A 15,961-nucleotide genomic window follows, 5' to 3' on the forward strand; every position below is an offset into this window, starting at 1 on the left:
CGCCTCTCCGAGGAGCGTTGCAGCGGCCCCCACACATCAGGCGTGGTCGCGAGGCTCGGAGTCATACCTGCAACGACGCTCGCCCACGCTTTCTGTGCGGTGAGCTTTTTTTCGTCTCCCGCAGAACGTGGTTTTTCATTCATCTTTTGGAGAAAACCATGAACGCTGCTGTTCGTCCCGTTTCCGCCGACACGGCCATCGCTGACATTTCCCTCGCTGCCTGGGGCCGCAAGGAAATCCTGATCGCCGAAACCGAAATGCCCGGCCTGATGGCCACGCGCGAGGAATTCGCCGCTGCCCAGCCCCTCAAGGGCGCGCGCATCACCGGCTCGCTGCACATGACCATCCAGACGGCCGTGCTGATCGAGACGCTCAAGGCCCTGGGCGCCGAAGTGCGCTGGGCGTCGTGCAACATCTTCTCGACGCAGGACCACGCTGCTGCCGCCATCGCGGAAACCGGCACGCCCGTGTTCGCCATCAAGGGCGAATCGCTGGCCGACTACTGGGACTACACCCACCGCATCTTTGAATTCGGCGCCGCCGGCACCGAAGGCGAAGGCCCGAACATGATCCTGGACGACGGCGGCGACGCCACCATGCTGCTGCACCTGGGCATGCGCGCCGAAAAGGACCTGTCCGTGCTGGACAACCCCGCCTCCGAAGAAGAGAAGATCGCCTTCGCCGCCATCCGCGCCAAGCTGGCCCAGGACCCCACCTGGTACACGCGCAAGAGCGCCCACATCATCGGCGTGACCGAAGAGACCACGACCGGCGTGCACCGCCTCAACGAGATGTCGGCCAAGGGCACGCTGAAGTTCCGTGCCATCAACGTCAACGACTCCGTCACCAAGAGCAAGTTCGACAACCTCTACGGCTGCCGCGAATCGCTGGTGGACGGCATCAAGCGCGCCACCGACGTGATGATCGCCGGCAAGGTTGCCGTGGTGGCCGGCTACGGCGACGTGGGCAAGGGCTGCGCCCAGGCGCTGCGCGCGCTGTCGGCCCAGGTCTGGGTCACCGAGATCGATCCCATCAACGCCCTGCAGGCGGCCATGGAAGGCTACAAGGTCGTGACCATGGAATGGGCGGCAGACAAGGCCGACATCTTCGTGACCACCACCGGCAACCGCGACATCATCCGCCACGAGCACATGGTGGCCATGAAGAACGAAGCCATCGTCTGCAACATCGGCCACTTCGACAACGAGATCGACGTCGCCTCCATCGAGCAGTACCAGTGGGAAGAGATCAAGCCCCAGGTGGACCACATCACCTTCCCTGACGGCAAGAAGATCATCCTGCTGGCCAAGGGCCGCCTGGTGAACCTGGGTTGCGCCACCGGCCACCCCAGCTTCGTGATGAGCGCCTCGTTCGCCAACCAGACCATCGCCCAGATCGAGCTGTTCACCAAGCCCGATGCCTACGAGGTCGGCAAGGTCTACGTGCTGCCCAAGATCCTGGACGAGAAGGTCGCCCGCCTGCACCTGAAGAAGGTCGGCGCCATGCTGACCGAACTGACGGACGGCCAGGCTGCCTATATCGGCGTGAGCAAGCAGGGCCCCTACAAGCCCGAAACTTATCGCTATTAAGCACCCCCTGAGCGGCTTGCGCCGCTTCCCCCTCTCTACCCGCTCCGCGGGGGAGGGGGGCGACGCCCTCGCTGCGGGGCGGCCCTTGCTTGGCGTCCCTGAGTTGGGTCGCGCCGGTTTCGGGCATTAGTCAACTGAGATTTCCTGGAGCGACGCTATGCGCGCAGATGTATTTTTGGTGGAAGCCGGCCATGCGGCCACGCGCTCGCAGGCGCAGCGGCTGATTGCAGGCGGCGTGCAATGGCGCATGACGCCGCTGACGCCTTGGAAGAAGGTTGCCAAGAACGGCGACGAGATTCCTGCGGGTGCCGAGCTGCAGCTGCTGGACGGGGCCGAGGCCCGGTTCATCTCGCGCGGCGGGCTGAAGCTGGAAGGCGCGCTGGCGGCCACCAAGCTGTCGGTGCAGGGCCTGCGCTGCCTGGACGTGGGCCAGAGCACGGGCGGTTTCACCGACTGCCTGCTGCAGGCGGGCGCCGCCCAGGTCATCGGCGTGGACGTGGGCCATGGCCAGTTGCATGACCGGCTGCGCTCGGATGTGCGTGTGATCTGCGTCGAGGGTGTCAATGCCCGCGCGGTGACGGCCGAGGGCCTGCAGGAGTCCTGCGAGGAAGTGCTGTCCGAACGCTGGGAAGAAGATCCCGACGACAACGACACCCAGCCCGTGGCGCCCTATGCCTGGATGCGCAACGGCGGTCTGGTCGATGAAGACTACGACGACAGCGACGACGCCAAGGAAAAAGAGATCGAGGCCTTCAAGGCCGAGCGCGCGGCCAAGGGCAAGGCCCGGGAAGAAGGCACGGTGGCCACGCAGCGCCGCCGCCGCGCCGAGTTTGCCGACGTGGACATCACGCCGCAGTTCGACTTCGTCACGGGCGATCTGTCCTTCATCTCGCTGACCCTGGTGCTGCCGGCCGTCACGCGCCTGCTCAAGCCGCATGGTCAGCTGCTGATGCTGGTCAAGCCGCAGTTCGAACTGCAGCCGGGCCAGGTCGGCAAGGGCGGCATCGTGCGCGATGCGGCCCTGTTCACCGAGGTGGAGCAGCGCATCCGCACCTGCCTGGGCGAGCTGGGGCTGGAGGTCAAGGGCTGGATGGAGTCGGCCATCGAAGGCGGTGACGGCAACCGCGAATTCTTCGTGCATGCCCAGCAGGCGGCCGTGGTGAAGGAGCCTGCACAGCCTGAAACGCAGGACGACGACGAGCCCCGTTCGGCCGTGAAGGCCGCGCCCAAGCGCGTGTCCCGCACCGTGCTGCGCGAGCAGCGCAACGAGCGTGTGATCGACACCAGCACCGAGTTCGGCGTGCCCGGACCGGGGCGCGCCAAGCTGCGCAAACGCAACGAATGAAACACTGAGCAGTGAGTCTTACATGAGCTTTCCGATCAGCTTCGAATTTTTCCCGACCAAGACGCCCGAAGGCGCGGCCAAGCATGTGCAGGTGCGCAAGAACCTCTATGCGCGCAAGCCCCAGTTCTGCTCCGTCACCTATGGCGCGGGCGGCTCCACGCAGGCCGGCACATTCAACATGGTGCGTGACATCCAGAGCGAAGGCGTCAGCGCGGCATCGCATTTCTCCTGCGTGGGCGCCACGCACGACAAGGTGCGTGCCGAGCTGCAGGAGCTCAAGGCCATGGGCGTGCGCCGCATCGTCGCGCTGCGCGGCGACCTGCCCAGCGGCTATGGCCTGGGCGGTGAATTCCAGTACGCCAGCGACCTCGTGGAATTCATCCGCCGCGAGTTCGGCGACTGGTTCCACATCGAGGTGGCAGCCTATCCCGAGGTCCACCCGCAGGCGAAATCCCCACATTCCGATCTGGAAGCGTTTGCGGCTAAAGTGCGCGCTGGCGCGGATTCCGCGATCACCCAATATTTCTACAATGCCGACGCCTACTGCCGTTTCGTTGATGCGGCGCGCGGCATGGGGCTTGATGCACCGGTTGTTCCCGGCATCATGCCCATCACCAGCTCTACGCAGCTGATGCGCTTCTCGGACGCCTGCGGCGCCGAGATCCCGCGCTGGATCCGCCTGCGTCTGCAGGCTTACGGAGATGACACGGCGTCCATTCGCGCCTTCGGCCTCGATGTCGTGTCCCGTCTATGCGAGCAGTTGCGCAGCCAGGGCGCTCCCGGGCTGCACTTCTATACGATGAACCAGAGCGTCGCCACGCTGGAAATCTGCGATCGATTGGGCCTTTGAGCGCGCAGCCACTGCGCCGGCCCCGGGCGGCCCTCTAGAACTTGGGAACGGTCAGGCGTTCCCTGGAGGTTTTTGCCCATGGATCGTAATTTTCGACGCCTGCATTGGCGCTGGCTGGCCATGTGTGCCATCACCGCCACCCTGGCTGGCTGCGCACCGGCTCCCGTGGCCGAAACCGATGCCGAGTCCGGCGCCCTGATGGCCGGTTCTGCAGGTTCGGCAGGTGCCGAGGCCATGGCTGAAGGCCAGACGCCTGCGGCCGTTCCCTCCGCAGGCAAGCGCAGCAGCCGCGCCTCGCGGGCCGCGCAGCCCGCCACCAGGTCCGCGGATGCCAGGCCCTCCGAACCGGCTTCGCCCGAAGAGAGTGCCGACACTCCCTCCAATCCCGATTTCGCCCTCGTTCCATCTCGCGACAGCGACCAGCAAGGCCTGGCCTCCTGGTATGGCCCGGGCCTGCATGGCCGGCTGACGGCCAGCGGCGAGCGTTTCGACAAGGAAGAGCTGACGGCTGCGCACCGCAGCTTCGCCTTCGGCAGCCGTGTCTGCGTGCGCAGCGCCGCGACAGGCAGGACGGTGGTGGTGCGCATCAATGACCGGGGGCCGTTTGCGCCCGGCCGCGTGATCGACCTGAGCCAGGCCGCTGCGCAGGAGCTGGGCATGGTCGGCCTGGGCATCAAGCCCGTGGAGCTGTGGCAGCTCGATGAAGGCGAGGAAGAATGCCCCGAAACCCTGGTCACGGCCAGGAAGGCAGAGTCCCTCAAGAAGACGCAGCAGGCCAGGGCACAGACACAAACACAAACGCAGGCGCGGACCCAGATTCAGGCAAAGGCTCCGGTCCGGCCGCGTGTGCAGGCCAAGGCGCCCGCATCCAGGCCCAATGCACGCACGGCCGTGGCCAGCCGTGCCGCCCCTGCCGCCAGGCCGGTGGCGAAGGCCGCAGCGCCCGCCGCAGCCTCGGCCACGGCAGTGGCCTCTGCGGCGTCGAGCTCGCGCTGAACCGTGTTCAGCCGCCGGATTCGAGCGTGAAGGCCGCGTTCTCGTCCTGACCGAGCAGCTTGACCAGCTGCGGCATGGCCGGCTTGAGCTGTTCCTTGAGATTGAACGGCGGATTGATCAGGAACATGCCGCTGGCCGGCAGGCCGCCGCGCTCCGACGTCTTGTTGCTCTTGACCGTGAGCTCCACGTGCAGCCAGCTCTTGCCGGCCTTGGTGGTCATGGTCTTCAGGCGGCGCGGCAGATCGTGCGCCTCGGGGCGCGGGATGATCGGATACCAGACCGCATACGTGCCTGTGGCAAAGCGCTTGAGGCTGTCGGCCGCCATGTCCAGCACCTTGGCGTAGTCGCTCTTGAGCTCGTAGCTGGGGTCGCACAGCACCAGGGCGCGGCGTGACGGTGGCGGCAGGAATTTCTTGATGCCCTCGAAGCCGTCCTCGTGCAGCACGGCCACCTGGCGGCCCGCTTCGAGCTGGGCAATGTTGCCCGCCAGCGAGCGCATGTCGGTGGGATGCAGCTCGAAGACCTTGAGCTTGTCGCGCTCCTGCACGCGCAGCAGGGACTGGATGATGAAGGGGGAGCCCGGGTAGTTGCGCAACTGCGCGCCCTGGTTGAAGGAGCGCACCGTGGCCAGGTAGGCCTGCAGCACCGGGGCCAGCTCGGCCTCCTTGGCCTGGGCCAGGCGCATGATGCCGTCGGCGGACTCGCCGCTCTTGTTGGCGTAGTCGCCGTCCAGTCGGTACAGGCCGGCGCCGGCGTGCGTGTCCAGCACCGTGAGGGCGGCATCCTTCTGGAGGAGGTATTGCAGGGTGGCGATCAGCACGGTGTGCTTGAGCACATCGGCATGGTTGCCTGCATGGAAGGCGTGGCGGTAACTGAACATAGGCGTATGGTAACCAGCCGCGCTGCCGGGTGGTTGCCCGTGGCGGCTGAAGGATGGGGGCCGGCGCTGAAGCCAGTGCGGCGCAAGGGGGGATGGCGAAGGCCTGCCGTTTTTGTATAATGGAGGGCTTCGCAGCGATTTTAGGGTCCCGCGGCGAAGTTTACATCCCCGCCTAAGAGGCTTCCTTTTTGAAGAAGCGCCGACCGCGGAAAAGGACCCGCCAAACCTTTCTTGAAAGAGAAAACTCATGTCTACATTCAGCGCAAAGCCCGCTGAGGTGCAACACGAGTGGTTTGTGATTGACGCCACCGATAAGGTGCTCGGACGTGTCGCCAGCGAAGTGGCACTCCGTCTGCGCGGCAAGCACAAAGCCATTTACACACCTCACGTTGACACCGGCGACTTCATCGTCATCATCAACGCCTCCAAGCTCAAGGTCACCGGCACCAAGAACCTGGACAAGGTGTACTACCGCCACTCTGGTTTCCCCGGCGGCATCACTGCCACCAACTTCCGCGACATGCAGGCCAAGTTCCCCGGCCGCGCTCTGGAAAAGGCCGTCAAGGGCATGCTGCCCAAGGGTCCCCTGGGCTACGCAATGATCAAGAAGCTCAAGGTGTACGGCGGTGCTGAGCATCCCCACACCGCCCAGCAGCCCAAGGCTCTGGAAATCTAAGGAGACCTAGATGATTGGTGATTGGAACAATGGCACCGGCCGTCGCAAATCCAGCGTCGCACGCGTGTTCCTGAAGAAGGGCTCCGGCAAGATTACCGTGAATGGCAAGGACATTCAGGAATATTTCGGCCGCGAAACCTCGATCATGATCGCAAAGCAGCCCCTGGCTCTGACGAGCAACCTGGAAGCTTTCGACATTCAAGTGAACGTCCACGGTGGTGGTGAATCCGGCCAGGCCGGCGCTACCCGCCACGGCATCACCCGCGCCCTGATCGACTATGACGCAGCGCTCAAGCCCGTCCTGAGCCAAGCCGGCTTCGTGACGCGTGACGCTCGTGAAGTCGAACGTAAGAAGGTCGGCCTGCGCTCCGCACGCCGCGCCAAGCAGTTCTCCAAGCGTTAATCCGCTGGCACTGCAGGAAAGTCCCCCGGGGCTTTCCCCAGAAAAAAACCGCCTTTGCCGGCGGTTTTTTTCTGGGCGATGCAAACCCTTCGCATTCACCTTCGCCGTCGGTGGCCAATGCCCCCACTTGCACTGTCGTCAAGCCGGCGGCCCCGGGAATTCCCGAGCCCTTTGCTGTACCATTCGGGCCAATTGAGAACTTCGGAGTATCCCCATGAGCGCCGTCGCAGAAATCACCGAAACCACCACCGCCGAAATGCCCACCCCGATCGTCTTCACCGACAGCGCAGCTGCCAAGGTGGCCGATCTGATCGCCGAGGAAGGCAACCCTGACCTGAAGCTGCGCGTGTTCGTGCAGGGTGGCGGCTGCTCGGGCTTCCAGTACGGCTTCACCTTCGACGAGATCACCAACGACGACGACACGACCATGACCAAGAATGGCGTGTCGCTGCTGATCGACGCCATGAGCTACCAGTACCTGGTGGGTGCCGAGATCGACTACAAGGAAGACCTGCAGGGCGCGCAGTTCGTGATCAAGAACCCCAACGCCTCCACCACCTGCGGCTGCGGATCGAGCTTCTCGGTGTAAGCCTTGTCGGCCGCGCTGCAGTGAAGCCCGCAGCAGCCCGCCGCACAACACGCCACCAACCGCCGCGCAGCAATGCGCAGGCGGTTTTTTAACGCCTGCGCCCTTCCTGCCTTGCCATGATTCCTGAAGACAAAAGCGCTTCCGCCTCCTCCACATCCTCCTCGCGTTCGGTGCTGCTATGGCTTGTGGCCATCGGCTTTTTCATGCAGACGCTGGACGGCACCATCGTCAACACCGCGCTGCCCACCATGGCCGAGGCCCTGGGCGAGAGCCCGCTGCGCATGCAGTCGGTCATCGTCGCCTACTCGCTGACCATGGCCATGCTGATCCCGGCCTCGGGCTGGATGGCCGACCGCTTCGGCACGCGGCGCGTCTACCTGTGGGCGATTGCGCTGTTCGTGCTGGGCTCGGTGATGTGCGCGATTGCGCCCAACCTGCAGCTGATGGTGGCCGCGCGCGTGCTGCAGGGCATGGGCGGGGCACTGCTCATGCCGGTGGGGCGGCTGGCCGTGCTGCGCGCCTTTCCGCGCGAGCAGTTCCTCAAGGCCATGAGCTTCGTGGCCATCCCCGGCCTGGTCGGGCCGCTGATCGGCCCTACGCTGGGCGGCTGGATGGTGGAGTACGTGAGCTGGCACTGGATCTTCCTGGTCAACGTGCCCGTGGGCCTGATCGGCCTGGCCGCCACGCTGCGCTTCATGCCCGTGGGTGACCGCTTTGCCGTCAAGCGCTTCGACGGCGTGGGCTATGCGCTGCTGGCCTTTGGCATGGTGGCCGTGTCGCTGGCGCTGGACAGCATGTCGGGCAAGGGCATCCATGGCGCCATGGTCTTCGTGCTGCTGATCTTCGGCCTGGCCAGCCTGGCCGCCTACTGGCTGCATGCGCTGCGCCGGCCCGACCCGCTGTTCGCCCCCGAGCTGTTCGCCGTGCGCAGCCTGCGCGTGGGCCTGCTGGGCAACCTGTTCTCGCGCCTGGGCAGCTCCTGCATGCCCTTCCTGATCCCGCTGGTGCTGCAGGTCTGCCTGGGCTTTTCGCCGCTGCAGGCCGGCATGATGATGCTGCCCACGGTGCTGGCCAGCATGGCCATGAAGCGCCAGACCACCACGCTGATCCAGCGCATCGGCTACCGCCGCGTGCTCATGGGCAACACCCTGGTGCTGTCGCTGATGATCGCCAGCTTCGGTACGGTCTCCACGGCGCTGCCGCTGTGGGTGGTCATCGTCCAGCTGCTGATCTTCGGCGCCACCAACTCCATGCAGTTCACGGCCATGAACACCGTCACGCTCAAGGACCTCGATGCCGGCAACGCCAGCAGCGGCAACAGCCTGCTGTCCATGGTGCAGATGCTGGCCATGGGCATGGGCGTGGCCGCCGCAGGTGCGGTGCTGGCCGGTTTCAGCGAATGGTTCGGCGGCGACACGCCGCAGCACACCCTCAATGCCTTCCGCGCCACCTTTGTCTGCATGGGCGCGGTGACGCTGGCCTCGACCATGATCTTCTCGCAGCTCGGCGACGATGAGGATGTGCGGCCCAAGCCTCTGGAGCCGGCCGAGCACGAGTGAGGGCTGTGCATAGCTTTTGAACCCTGAACCGCTGCAATCCACACTTTTGTTGCGGGTTTACCCTTGTTTTTGGCAAGGATATATGGCAGCCCGCATAGGAAATATCGAGGCCGTCTTATGCGTTTGGGCGGGGCTGGACTTAATCTCGGGTACATCCGCAGGACTTACGCAAGCAAGAACGCAAACACGCCATCGCCACAGGGCCAGCGGCTTTCTTCCTCGGAATTTGCGTAAGTCGTGATCCGAACAGTCCACGCACCAGCAGTTGCCCCCACGAGCATGAGCCAGAGCCCCAGTTCCCAACCCATCCGCTTCTATCACCGCGGCCAGATCGTCGAGGTACAGGGGCCGCATCCCACGCGCTCGGTGCTCGACTGGCTGCGCGGCGACGCGCGCTGCACCGGCACCAAGGAGGGCTGCAACGAAGGTGACTGCGGCGCCTGCACCGTGGTCATCGCCGAGCTGGCCGAAGACGGCGCGCCCGACGCCGTGGGCGGCCTGCAGCTGCAGACGGTCAATGCCTGCATCCAGTTCCTGCCCACGCTGCATGGCAAGGCGCTGTTCACGGTGGAGGACGTCAAGGGCCAGTGCGCCGGCAAGCAGGGCTGTGCCACGGGCAAGCCCGCAGGCGGTGCCGAGCTGCACCCCGTGCAGCAGGCGCTGGTGGACTGTCACGGCTCGCAGTGCGGCTTTTGCACGCCGGGCTTCGTGATGTCGCTGTGGTCGGCCTACGAGCACCACCAGCAGGCCGGCACGCGCCCCTCGCGCCAGCAGCTGGCCGACGAGCTGTCGGGCAATCTGTGCCGCTGCACGGGCTACCGTCCCATCCTGGATGCAGGCCAGCGCATGTTCGACCTGCCCGCCACGCGCATGGCCACCGAACCCGTGGTGCAGGCACTGCAGGGCCTGCGCGCGCAGGATGCCGGCTTGGACTACGCCGCTCCCAACGCCGCCCAGGGCGGCCGTGTGGACAGCTTCCACGCTCCGCGCACGCTGGACGAGCTGGCCGCCGTGTGCGAGGCCAAGCCCCGCGCGCGCCTGCTGGCAGGCTCCACCGATGTGGGGCTGTGGGTGACCAAGCAGTTCCGCGACCTGGGCGACATCGTCTATGTGGGCGACGTGGCCGAGATGAAGCGCGTCGAGGAGCGCCGCGGCGCGGGCAGCCTGGACGGCGGCGAGTTGTACATCGGCGCCGGTGCCTCGCTGGAATCGGCCTGGTCGGCTCTGTCGCAGCGCTTCGAGGGGCTGACCGACGTGTGGCTGCGCTTTGCCTCCGTGCCCATCCGCCATGCGGGCACCATGGGCGGCAACGTGGCCAATGGCTCGCCCATTGGCGACTCCCCGCCCGTGCTGATGGCGCTGGACGCGCAGATCGAGCTGCGCAAGGGCGCACGCGTGCGCCGCATGCCGCTGCATGACTTCTATCTGGACTACATGAAGAACCAGCTGGAACCGGGCGAGTTCGTGCAGGCACTGGCCGTGCCGCTGGACGCTGCACGGCGCCAGACCCGTGCCTACAAGATCAGCAAGCGCTTTGACTGCGACATCTCGGCGCTGTGCGCGGGGCTGGCCATCGAGCTCGATGGCGAGGTGGTGAAGTCCGCCCGCCTGGCCTTTGGCGGCATGGCCGCCGTGGTCAAGCGTGCGGCCCTGGCGGAGGCGGCCATCGTGGGCCAGCCCTGGGACCAGGCCGCAGTGAAGGCCGCCCAGGCCGCGCTGGCCCAGGACTTCAAGCCCATGTCCGACATGCGCGCCAGCGCCGACTACCGGCTCAAGGTGGCGCAGAACCTGCTGCAGCGCCTGTGGCTGGAGACACGTCCGCAGCAGCCGCTGCCGCTGCAGGCCACCAGCGTCTGGAGCGTGATGCCCCACGCAGTGCACCAAGGAGCCTGAAATGAACCGCCCCATCGATCCCTCCCTGCTGCACTCGTCCGAGGCCTTTGCGCATTACCTGAAGAACACCGCCTTCCGCGTGGACGAGCGTGCCGAGGCCGGTGCCCACACCCAGGGCCAGCGCGTGGGCATCAGCCGCCCGCATGAGTCGGCCCATCTGCATGTGGCCGGCGAGGCCGCCTACATCGACGACCTGCCCGAGCTGGACGGCACGCTGCACTGTGCGCTGGGCCTGTCGCCCGTGGCCAATGGCCGGCTCAATGCGCTCAGGCTCGACGCCATCCGCGCCATGCCCGGCGTGGTGGCCGTGCTCACGGGCGAGGACATTCCCGGCGTCAACGACTGTGGCTCCATCATCCACGACGACCCCATCCTGTGCAGCGGCGAGATCCGCTACCTGGGCCAGCCGCTGTTCGCCGTGATCGCCGAAAGCCGCGAGGCTGCGCGCCTGGCTGCGGCCCAGGCCAAGGCGGCGGCCGACATCACGGCCGAGCCGCCCGTGCTCACGCCCCAGCAGGCGCATGAGTTGGGCCAGTACGTGCTGCCGCCCATGCACCTGGCGCGCAGCACGAATGAAGGCGGCGCGCGCCGCGCCATGGACGAGGCGCCGCACCGCCTGAAGTCATCGTTCTACGTGGGCGGCCAGGAGCAGTTCTACCTGGAAGGCCAGATCAGCTACGCCATTCCCAAGGAGGACGGCGCCGTCCACCTGTACTGCTCCACCCAGCACCCCAGCGAGATGCAACACCTGGTGGCGCATGCGCTGGGCGTGGCCTCGCACGCCGTGCATGTGGAGTGCCGCCGCATGGGCGGCGGCTTCGGCGGCAAGGAGTCGCAGTCGGCCCTGTTCGCCTGCGTGGCCTCGGTGGCCGCGACGCGGCTGCGCCGCCCCGTCAAGCTGCGCCTGGACCGCGATGACGACTTCATGATCACGGGCCGCCGCCACTGCTTCTGGTACGAGTACGAGGTGGGCTACGACGACGAGGGCCGCATCCTCGGCGCCGAGATCTCCATGGTCTCGCGCGCTGGCCACTCGGCCGACCTGTCCGGCCCCGTGATGACGCGCGCGCTGTGCCACTTCGACAACACGTACTGGCTGCCCGATGTGTCCATGCACGGCTACTCGGGCAAGACCAATACGCAGAGCAATACGGCGTTCCGCGGCTTCGGCGGCCCGCAGGGCGCGATCGCCATCGAGAACATCATGGAGACGGTGGCGCGCGAGCTGGGGCGCGATGCGCTCGATGTGCGCCGCGTCAACTTCTACGGCAAGACCGAGCGCAATGTCACGCCCTACAGCCAGGTCGTGACCGACAACGTGATCCACGAGCTGGTGGCCGAGCTGGAGACCTGCAGCGACTACCGCGCGCGCCGCGATGCCATCGCCGAGTTCAACGCGGCCAGCCCCGTGCTCAAGCGCGGCCTGTCGCTGACGCCGCTCAAGTTCGGCATCTCCTTCAACGTCAAGCACTTCAACCAGGCCGGCGCCCTGGTCCATGTCTACAACGACGGCTCCATCCTCGTGAACCACGGCGGCACCGAGATGGGCCAGGGCCTGAACACCAAGGTGGCCCAGGTCGTGGCGCATGAGCTGGGCGTGGGCTTCTGGCGCGTGCGCGTCACGGCCACCGACACCACCAAGGTGGCCAATACCTCGGCCACGGCGGCATCGACGGGGGCCGACCTCAACGGCAAGGCCGCGCAGGACGCGGCGCGCCAGATCCGCGAACGCCTGGCCGCCTGCGCCGCCGAGCGCCATGGCGGCCGCGCGGAGGACGTGCGCTTTGCCAACGACCAGGTCCACGTCAACGGCAAGGTGCTGGATTTCAAGGCCGTGGTGGGCGAGGCCTACATCGAGCGCGTGCAGCTGTGGTCCGACGGCTTCTATGCCACGCCCGGCCTGTCGTGGAACAAGGACACCATGCAGGGCCGGCCCTTCTACTACTACGCCTACGGCGCGGCCGTGAGCGAGGTGGTGGTGGACACGCTGACCGGCGAGTTCAAGCTGCTGCGCGCCGACGTGCTGCACGACGTGGGCCGCTCGCTGAACCCGGCCGTGGACGTGGGCCAGGTCGAGGGCGCCTTCATCCAGGGCATGGGCTGGCTGACCACGGAAGAGCTGGTCTGGCACCCGCAAAGCGGCAAGCTCACCACGCACGCGCCCAGCACCTACAAGATCCCGACGGCCAATGACTGCCCGCCCGTGTTCAACGTGCGGCTGTTCGAGGGCGACAACTTCGAGGACTCCATCCACCGCAGCAAGGCCGTGGGCGAGCCGCCGCTGCTGCTGCCGTTCTCGGTGTTCTTCGCCATCCGCGACGCCGTCTCGGCCGCGGGCGGGCACCGCAGCAACCCGCCGCTGCAATCGCCGGCCACGCCGGAATCCATCCTGCGCGCCATCGAGGCCGTGCAGGCCGCCGGGAGCTGAGCGGACCGGCGCCGCCCCCTCATTCCTTGAATCCGCGCGCAGCGATGCGCGCCACCAGGTCCATGGCCGCCCGGCAGGGTGCCATGCCTTGTGCCGGCCTGGACAGCCGGTGCTCAACCCTGGGCGCTTTCACAACCGTTGCGCCCCGCATGCGAAAACAACACGGAGACAATGCGATGAACTGGATGGAACGGGTGTTCAAGCTCAGTGAGCACGGCACCAATGTAAGAACCGAGCTGGTCGCGGGCCTGACGACCTTTCTGACGATGGCCTACATCATCTTCGTCAATCCCTCGATCCTGGGGGATGCGGGGATGCCCAAGGGGGCCGTCTTCGTGGCCACCTGCCTGATCGCGGCGCTGGGAACGACCATCATGGCGCTGTACGCCAACTATCCCATCGCACTGGCGCCGGGCATGGGCCTGAACGCCTATTTCGCCTACGTGGTGGTGCTGCACATGGGCTTCACCTGGCAGGCCGCGCTGGGCGCGGTCTTCGTCTCGGGCTGCCTGTTCCTGCTGGTGACGCTGTTCGGCCTGCGGGAGCTGATCATCAAGGGCATACCGCAGTCCATACGCATAGCGATCACCGTGGGCATCGGCCTGTTCCTGGCGCTGATCGCGCTCAAGAGCGCGGGCATCGTCGCCGCATCGCCGGCCACCTTCGTGACCCTGGGCGACCTGCACAAGCCCGAAGTCATCCTGGCCTCGCTGGGCTTTCTGATCATCGTGGTGCTGGACCGCCTGAAGGTGCCGGGCGCCATCCTGATCGGCATCGTCGCGGTCACCGTGGCCTCGTTCTTCTTCGCAGGCAACGAGTTCCACGGCGTGTTCTCGGCGCCGCCCTCCATTGCGCCCACCTTCCTGCAGCTGGACATCAAGTCCGCGCTGACGGGCGGCATCCTCAACGTGGTGCTGGTGTTCTTCCTGGTCGAGCTGTTCGATGCCACGGGCACGCTGATGGGCGTGGCCAAGCGCGCCGGCCTGCTGGTGCCCAGCCGCATGGGCCGCTTCAACCGTTCGCTGCTGGCCGACAGCGGCGCCATCTTCGCGGGCTCGCTGCTGGGCACCTCCAGCACCACGGCCTATGTGGAAAGCGCGGCCGGCGTGCAAGCGGGCGGCCGCACGGGCCTGACGGCGCTGACCGTGGCCGTGCTCTTCCTGTGCTGCCTGTTCCTGTCGCCGCTGGCCGGCGTGGTGCCCGGCTACGCCACGGCGCCCGCGCTGTTCTTCGTGGCCTGCCTGATGCTCAAGGAGCTGACCGAGATCGAATGGGGCGAGACCACCGAGGCCATCCCCGCCGCCGTCACGGCCCTGCTCATGCCTTTCACCTACTCGGTGGCCAATGGCCTGGCCTTCGGCTTCATCACCTATGCCGTGCTCAAGCTGTTCACGGGGCGCGCCAAGGAAGTGCACTGGATGGTGTGGCTGATCGGCGGCGTCTTCCTCTTCAAGTTCGTCTATATCGGCGGCTGACGTAGCGCACTGTTTTTGGTGGGGGGCCCGCGCCTGGCAGCAATGCCTTGCGCGGGCCTTTTTGCTGGCGCTGCTTTTCCGCGGTACTCATGCGGGGTGGATGGCGCCCAGGATGCGTGGTCCGCGTGCGCCCGTCACGGCGGGCAGGTTGCCCGGCAAACCCAGCAGGGCCTGGCGTGCCAGCCAGGCGAAGGCGGCGGCTTCCACCTGCTGAGGCGGCAGGCCGCGCGCGGCCGTGGTGTCCACGGCCACGCCGGGCAGCAAGGCGGCGATGCGCTGCATCAGTTGCGTGTTGAAGGCGCCTCCGCCGCAGACCAGAAGCTCGCCGCCGCCACGCCCGAAGCGCTGCACGGCACCGGCGCAGGCGCGGGCCGTGAATTCGGTGAGCGTGGCCTGCACGTCGGCAGGGCGGGCATCGGCGGCGCTGGTCGCACTGGCGGAAAGATGGCCGGCCAGCCAGTCCGCGTGGAACAGGTCGCGCCCCGTGCTCTTGGGCGGCGGCTGCTGCAGGAAAGGCTCGGCCAGCAGGCGGTCGAGCAGGGCGGGCAGCACCTGGCCCGTGGCCGCCCATTGGCCGCCGTCGTCATAGGGCTGGCCCGTGTGCGCCTGGCACCAGCCGTCCATCAGCGCATTGCCGGGGCCGCAGTCGAAGCCCAGCACCGTGCCATCGCCAGCCAGCACGCTGAGATTGGCAATGCCGCCGATGTTGAGCACCAGCACCGTCTCGCCGGGCCGGCCGAACACGCCCTGGTGGAAGGCGGGCACCAGCGGCGCGCCCTGGCCGCCAGCGGCCACGTCGCGGCTGCGCAGGTCGGCCACCACGGCAACGCCGCTGAGCTCGGCCAGCAGGGCCGGGCTGTTGAGCTGCAAGGTGTAGCCCGTGCCGTCGAACATCTGGGGCCGGTGGCGCACGGTCTGGCCGTGGGCGCTAATGGCGGCGATCTGCGCGGGCGCCAGGCCCGTGGCCTGCAGCAACTCCCGCACCACCTCGGCATAGCTGCGCGCCAGCGCATTGGCCGCCAGCGCCGCGCGGTGCAGCTCGTCGCGGCCATCGGGGGTGTTCAGCGCCAGCAGCTCGGCGCGCAGCGCGGCGTCGAACCCCCGGCTGGCATGCCACAGCACCTGCGTGCCTTCGGCAAAGTCCACAAGCACGCCGTCCACCCCGTCAAGCGAGGTGCCGGACATCAGGCCTATGCAGTAGCGGTGGGCGATGGGGGAGGGGGTGGGGGTGGGCTGGTTCATGCCGGCAATGGTAGCCCTGCGGCCTGGGAGCCGCGA

Annotated in this window: 13 protein-coding genes and 1 riboswitch; of the genes, 11 read left to right on the plus strand and 2 right to left on the minus strand. The window is 66.9% G+C overall.

The window, feature by feature from the left end; genetic code table 11:
• The first annotated feature begins 3 nt into the window (after nucleotides 1-3).
• Nucleotides 4-88: riboswitch (S-adenosyl-L-homocysteine riboswitch) on the plus strand.
• Between the two features lie 70 nt (nucleotides 89-158).
• The 4 genes from ahcY (at nucleotide 159) to ACUTR7_RS19910 (ending at nucleotide 4,780) form a co-directional block, all read left to right on the plus strand.
• A complete protein-coding gene (gene ahcY, locus ACUTR7_RS19895) occupies nucleotides 159-1,589 on the plus strand; it encodes an adenosylhomocysteinase (RefSeq protein WP_013800445.1) in 1,431 nt (476 codons plus the stop codon).
• 157 nt (nucleotides 1,590-1,746) lie between these two features.
• Nucleotides 1,747-2,934, plus strand: a complete 1,188-nt coding sequence (locus ACUTR7_RS19900) for a TlyA family RNA methyltransferase (protein WP_202758776.1) — start codon at nucleotides 1,747-1,749, stop codon at nucleotides 2,932-2,934.
• 22 nt (nucleotides 2,935-2,956) lie between these two features.
• Entirely contained in the window at nucleotides 2,957-3,784 is an 828-nt protein-coding gene (gene metF, locus ACUTR7_RS19905; protein ID WP_034397320.1) for a methylenetetrahydrofolate reductase [NAD(P)H], read from the plus strand.
• 78 nt (nucleotides 3,785-3,862) lie between these two features.
• Nucleotides 3,863-4,780, plus strand: a complete 918-nt coding sequence (locus tag ACUTR7_RS19910; protein WP_445609629.1) for a septal ring lytic transglycosylase RlpA family protein — start codon at nucleotides 3,863-3,865, stop codon at nucleotides 4,778-4,780.
• Nucleotides 4,781-4,787: 7 nt separating this feature from the next.
• Here ACUTR7_RS19910 and ACUTR7_RS19915 read toward each other — a convergent pair whose 3' ends face one another.
• Nucleotides 4,788-5,660, minus strand: coding sequence for a 23S rRNA (adenine(2030)-N(6))-methyltransferase RlmJ (locus ACUTR7_RS19915; protein ID WP_063328516.1), 873 nt, complete (start codon nucleotides 5,658-5,660; stop codon nucleotides 4,788-4,790).
• 247 nt (nucleotides 5,661-5,907) lie between these two features.
• Between ACUTR7_RS19915 and rplM the strand changes: the two genes are divergently transcribed.
• The 7 genes from rplM (at nucleotide 5,908) to ACUTR7_RS19950 (ending at nucleotide 14,683) form a co-directional block, all read left to right on the plus strand.
• A complete protein-coding gene (gene rplM, locus ACUTR7_RS19920) occupies nucleotides 5,908-6,336 on the plus strand; it encodes a 50S ribosomal protein L13 (protein WP_012207711.1) in 429 nt (142 codons plus the stop codon).
• A gap of 10 nt (nucleotides 6,337-6,346) precedes the next feature.
• On the plus strand, nucleotides 6,347-6,739 hold the full coding sequence (rpsI, locus tag ACUTR7_RS19925) for a 30S ribosomal protein S9 (protein ID WP_012207710.1): 393 nt from the start codon (nucleotides 6,347-6,349) through the stop codon (nucleotides 6,737-6,739).
• 214 nt (nucleotides 6,740-6,953) lie between these two features.
• On the plus strand, nucleotides 6,954-7,328 hold the full coding sequence (gene erpA / locus ACUTR7_RS19930; RefSeq protein WP_013800449.1) for an iron-sulfur cluster insertion protein ErpA: 375 nt from the start codon (nucleotides 6,954-6,956) through the stop codon (nucleotides 7,326-7,328).
• A 116-nt stretch (nucleotides 7,329-7,444) separates the two neighbouring features.
• The gene (mdtD, locus tag ACUTR7_RS19935; protein ID WP_043820192.1) at nucleotides 7,445-8,887 is read left to right on the plus strand and encodes a multidrug transporter subunit MdtD; all 1,443 of its coding nucleotides are present in this window, start codon (nucleotides 7,445-7,447) and stop codon (nucleotides 8,885-8,887) included.
• Nucleotides 8,888-9,166: 279 nt separating this feature from the next.
• Complete coding sequence (gene xdhA / locus ACUTR7_RS19940; RefSeq protein ID WP_047218459.1) at nucleotides 9,167-10,780, plus strand: xanthine dehydrogenase small subunit; 1,614 nt, start codon at nucleotides 9,167-9,169, stop codon at nucleotides 10,778-10,780.
• 1 nt (nucleotide 10,781) lies between these two features.
• Nucleotides 10,782-13,208: a xanthine dehydrogenase molybdopterin binding subunit gene (gene xdhB, locus ACUTR7_RS19945; RefSeq protein WP_445609630.1), complete on the plus strand. Its 2,427-nt coding sequence runs from the start codon at nucleotides 10,782-10,784 to the stop codon at nucleotides 13,206-13,208.
• 176 nt (nucleotides 13,209-13,384) lie between these two features.
• The gene (locus tag ACUTR7_RS19950) at nucleotides 13,385-14,683 is read left to right on the plus strand and encodes an NCS2 family permease (RefSeq protein ID WP_012207705.1); all 1,299 of its coding nucleotides are present in this window, start codon (nucleotides 13,385-13,387) and stop codon (nucleotides 14,681-14,683) included.
• A gap of 87 nt (nucleotides 14,684-14,770) precedes the next feature.
• Here ACUTR7_RS19950 and ACUTR7_RS19955 read toward each other — a convergent pair whose 3' ends face one another.
• Complete coding sequence (locus ACUTR7_RS19955) at nucleotides 14,771-15,925, minus strand: anhydro-N-acetylmuramic acid kinase (RefSeq protein ID WP_445609631.1); 1,155 nt, start codon at nucleotides 15,923-15,925, stop codon at nucleotides 14,771-14,773.
• Between the last annotated feature and the right edge of the window lie 36 nt (nucleotides 15,926-15,961).

It is taken from the genome of Delftia sp. NA_296.1, from assembly GCF_052692095.1.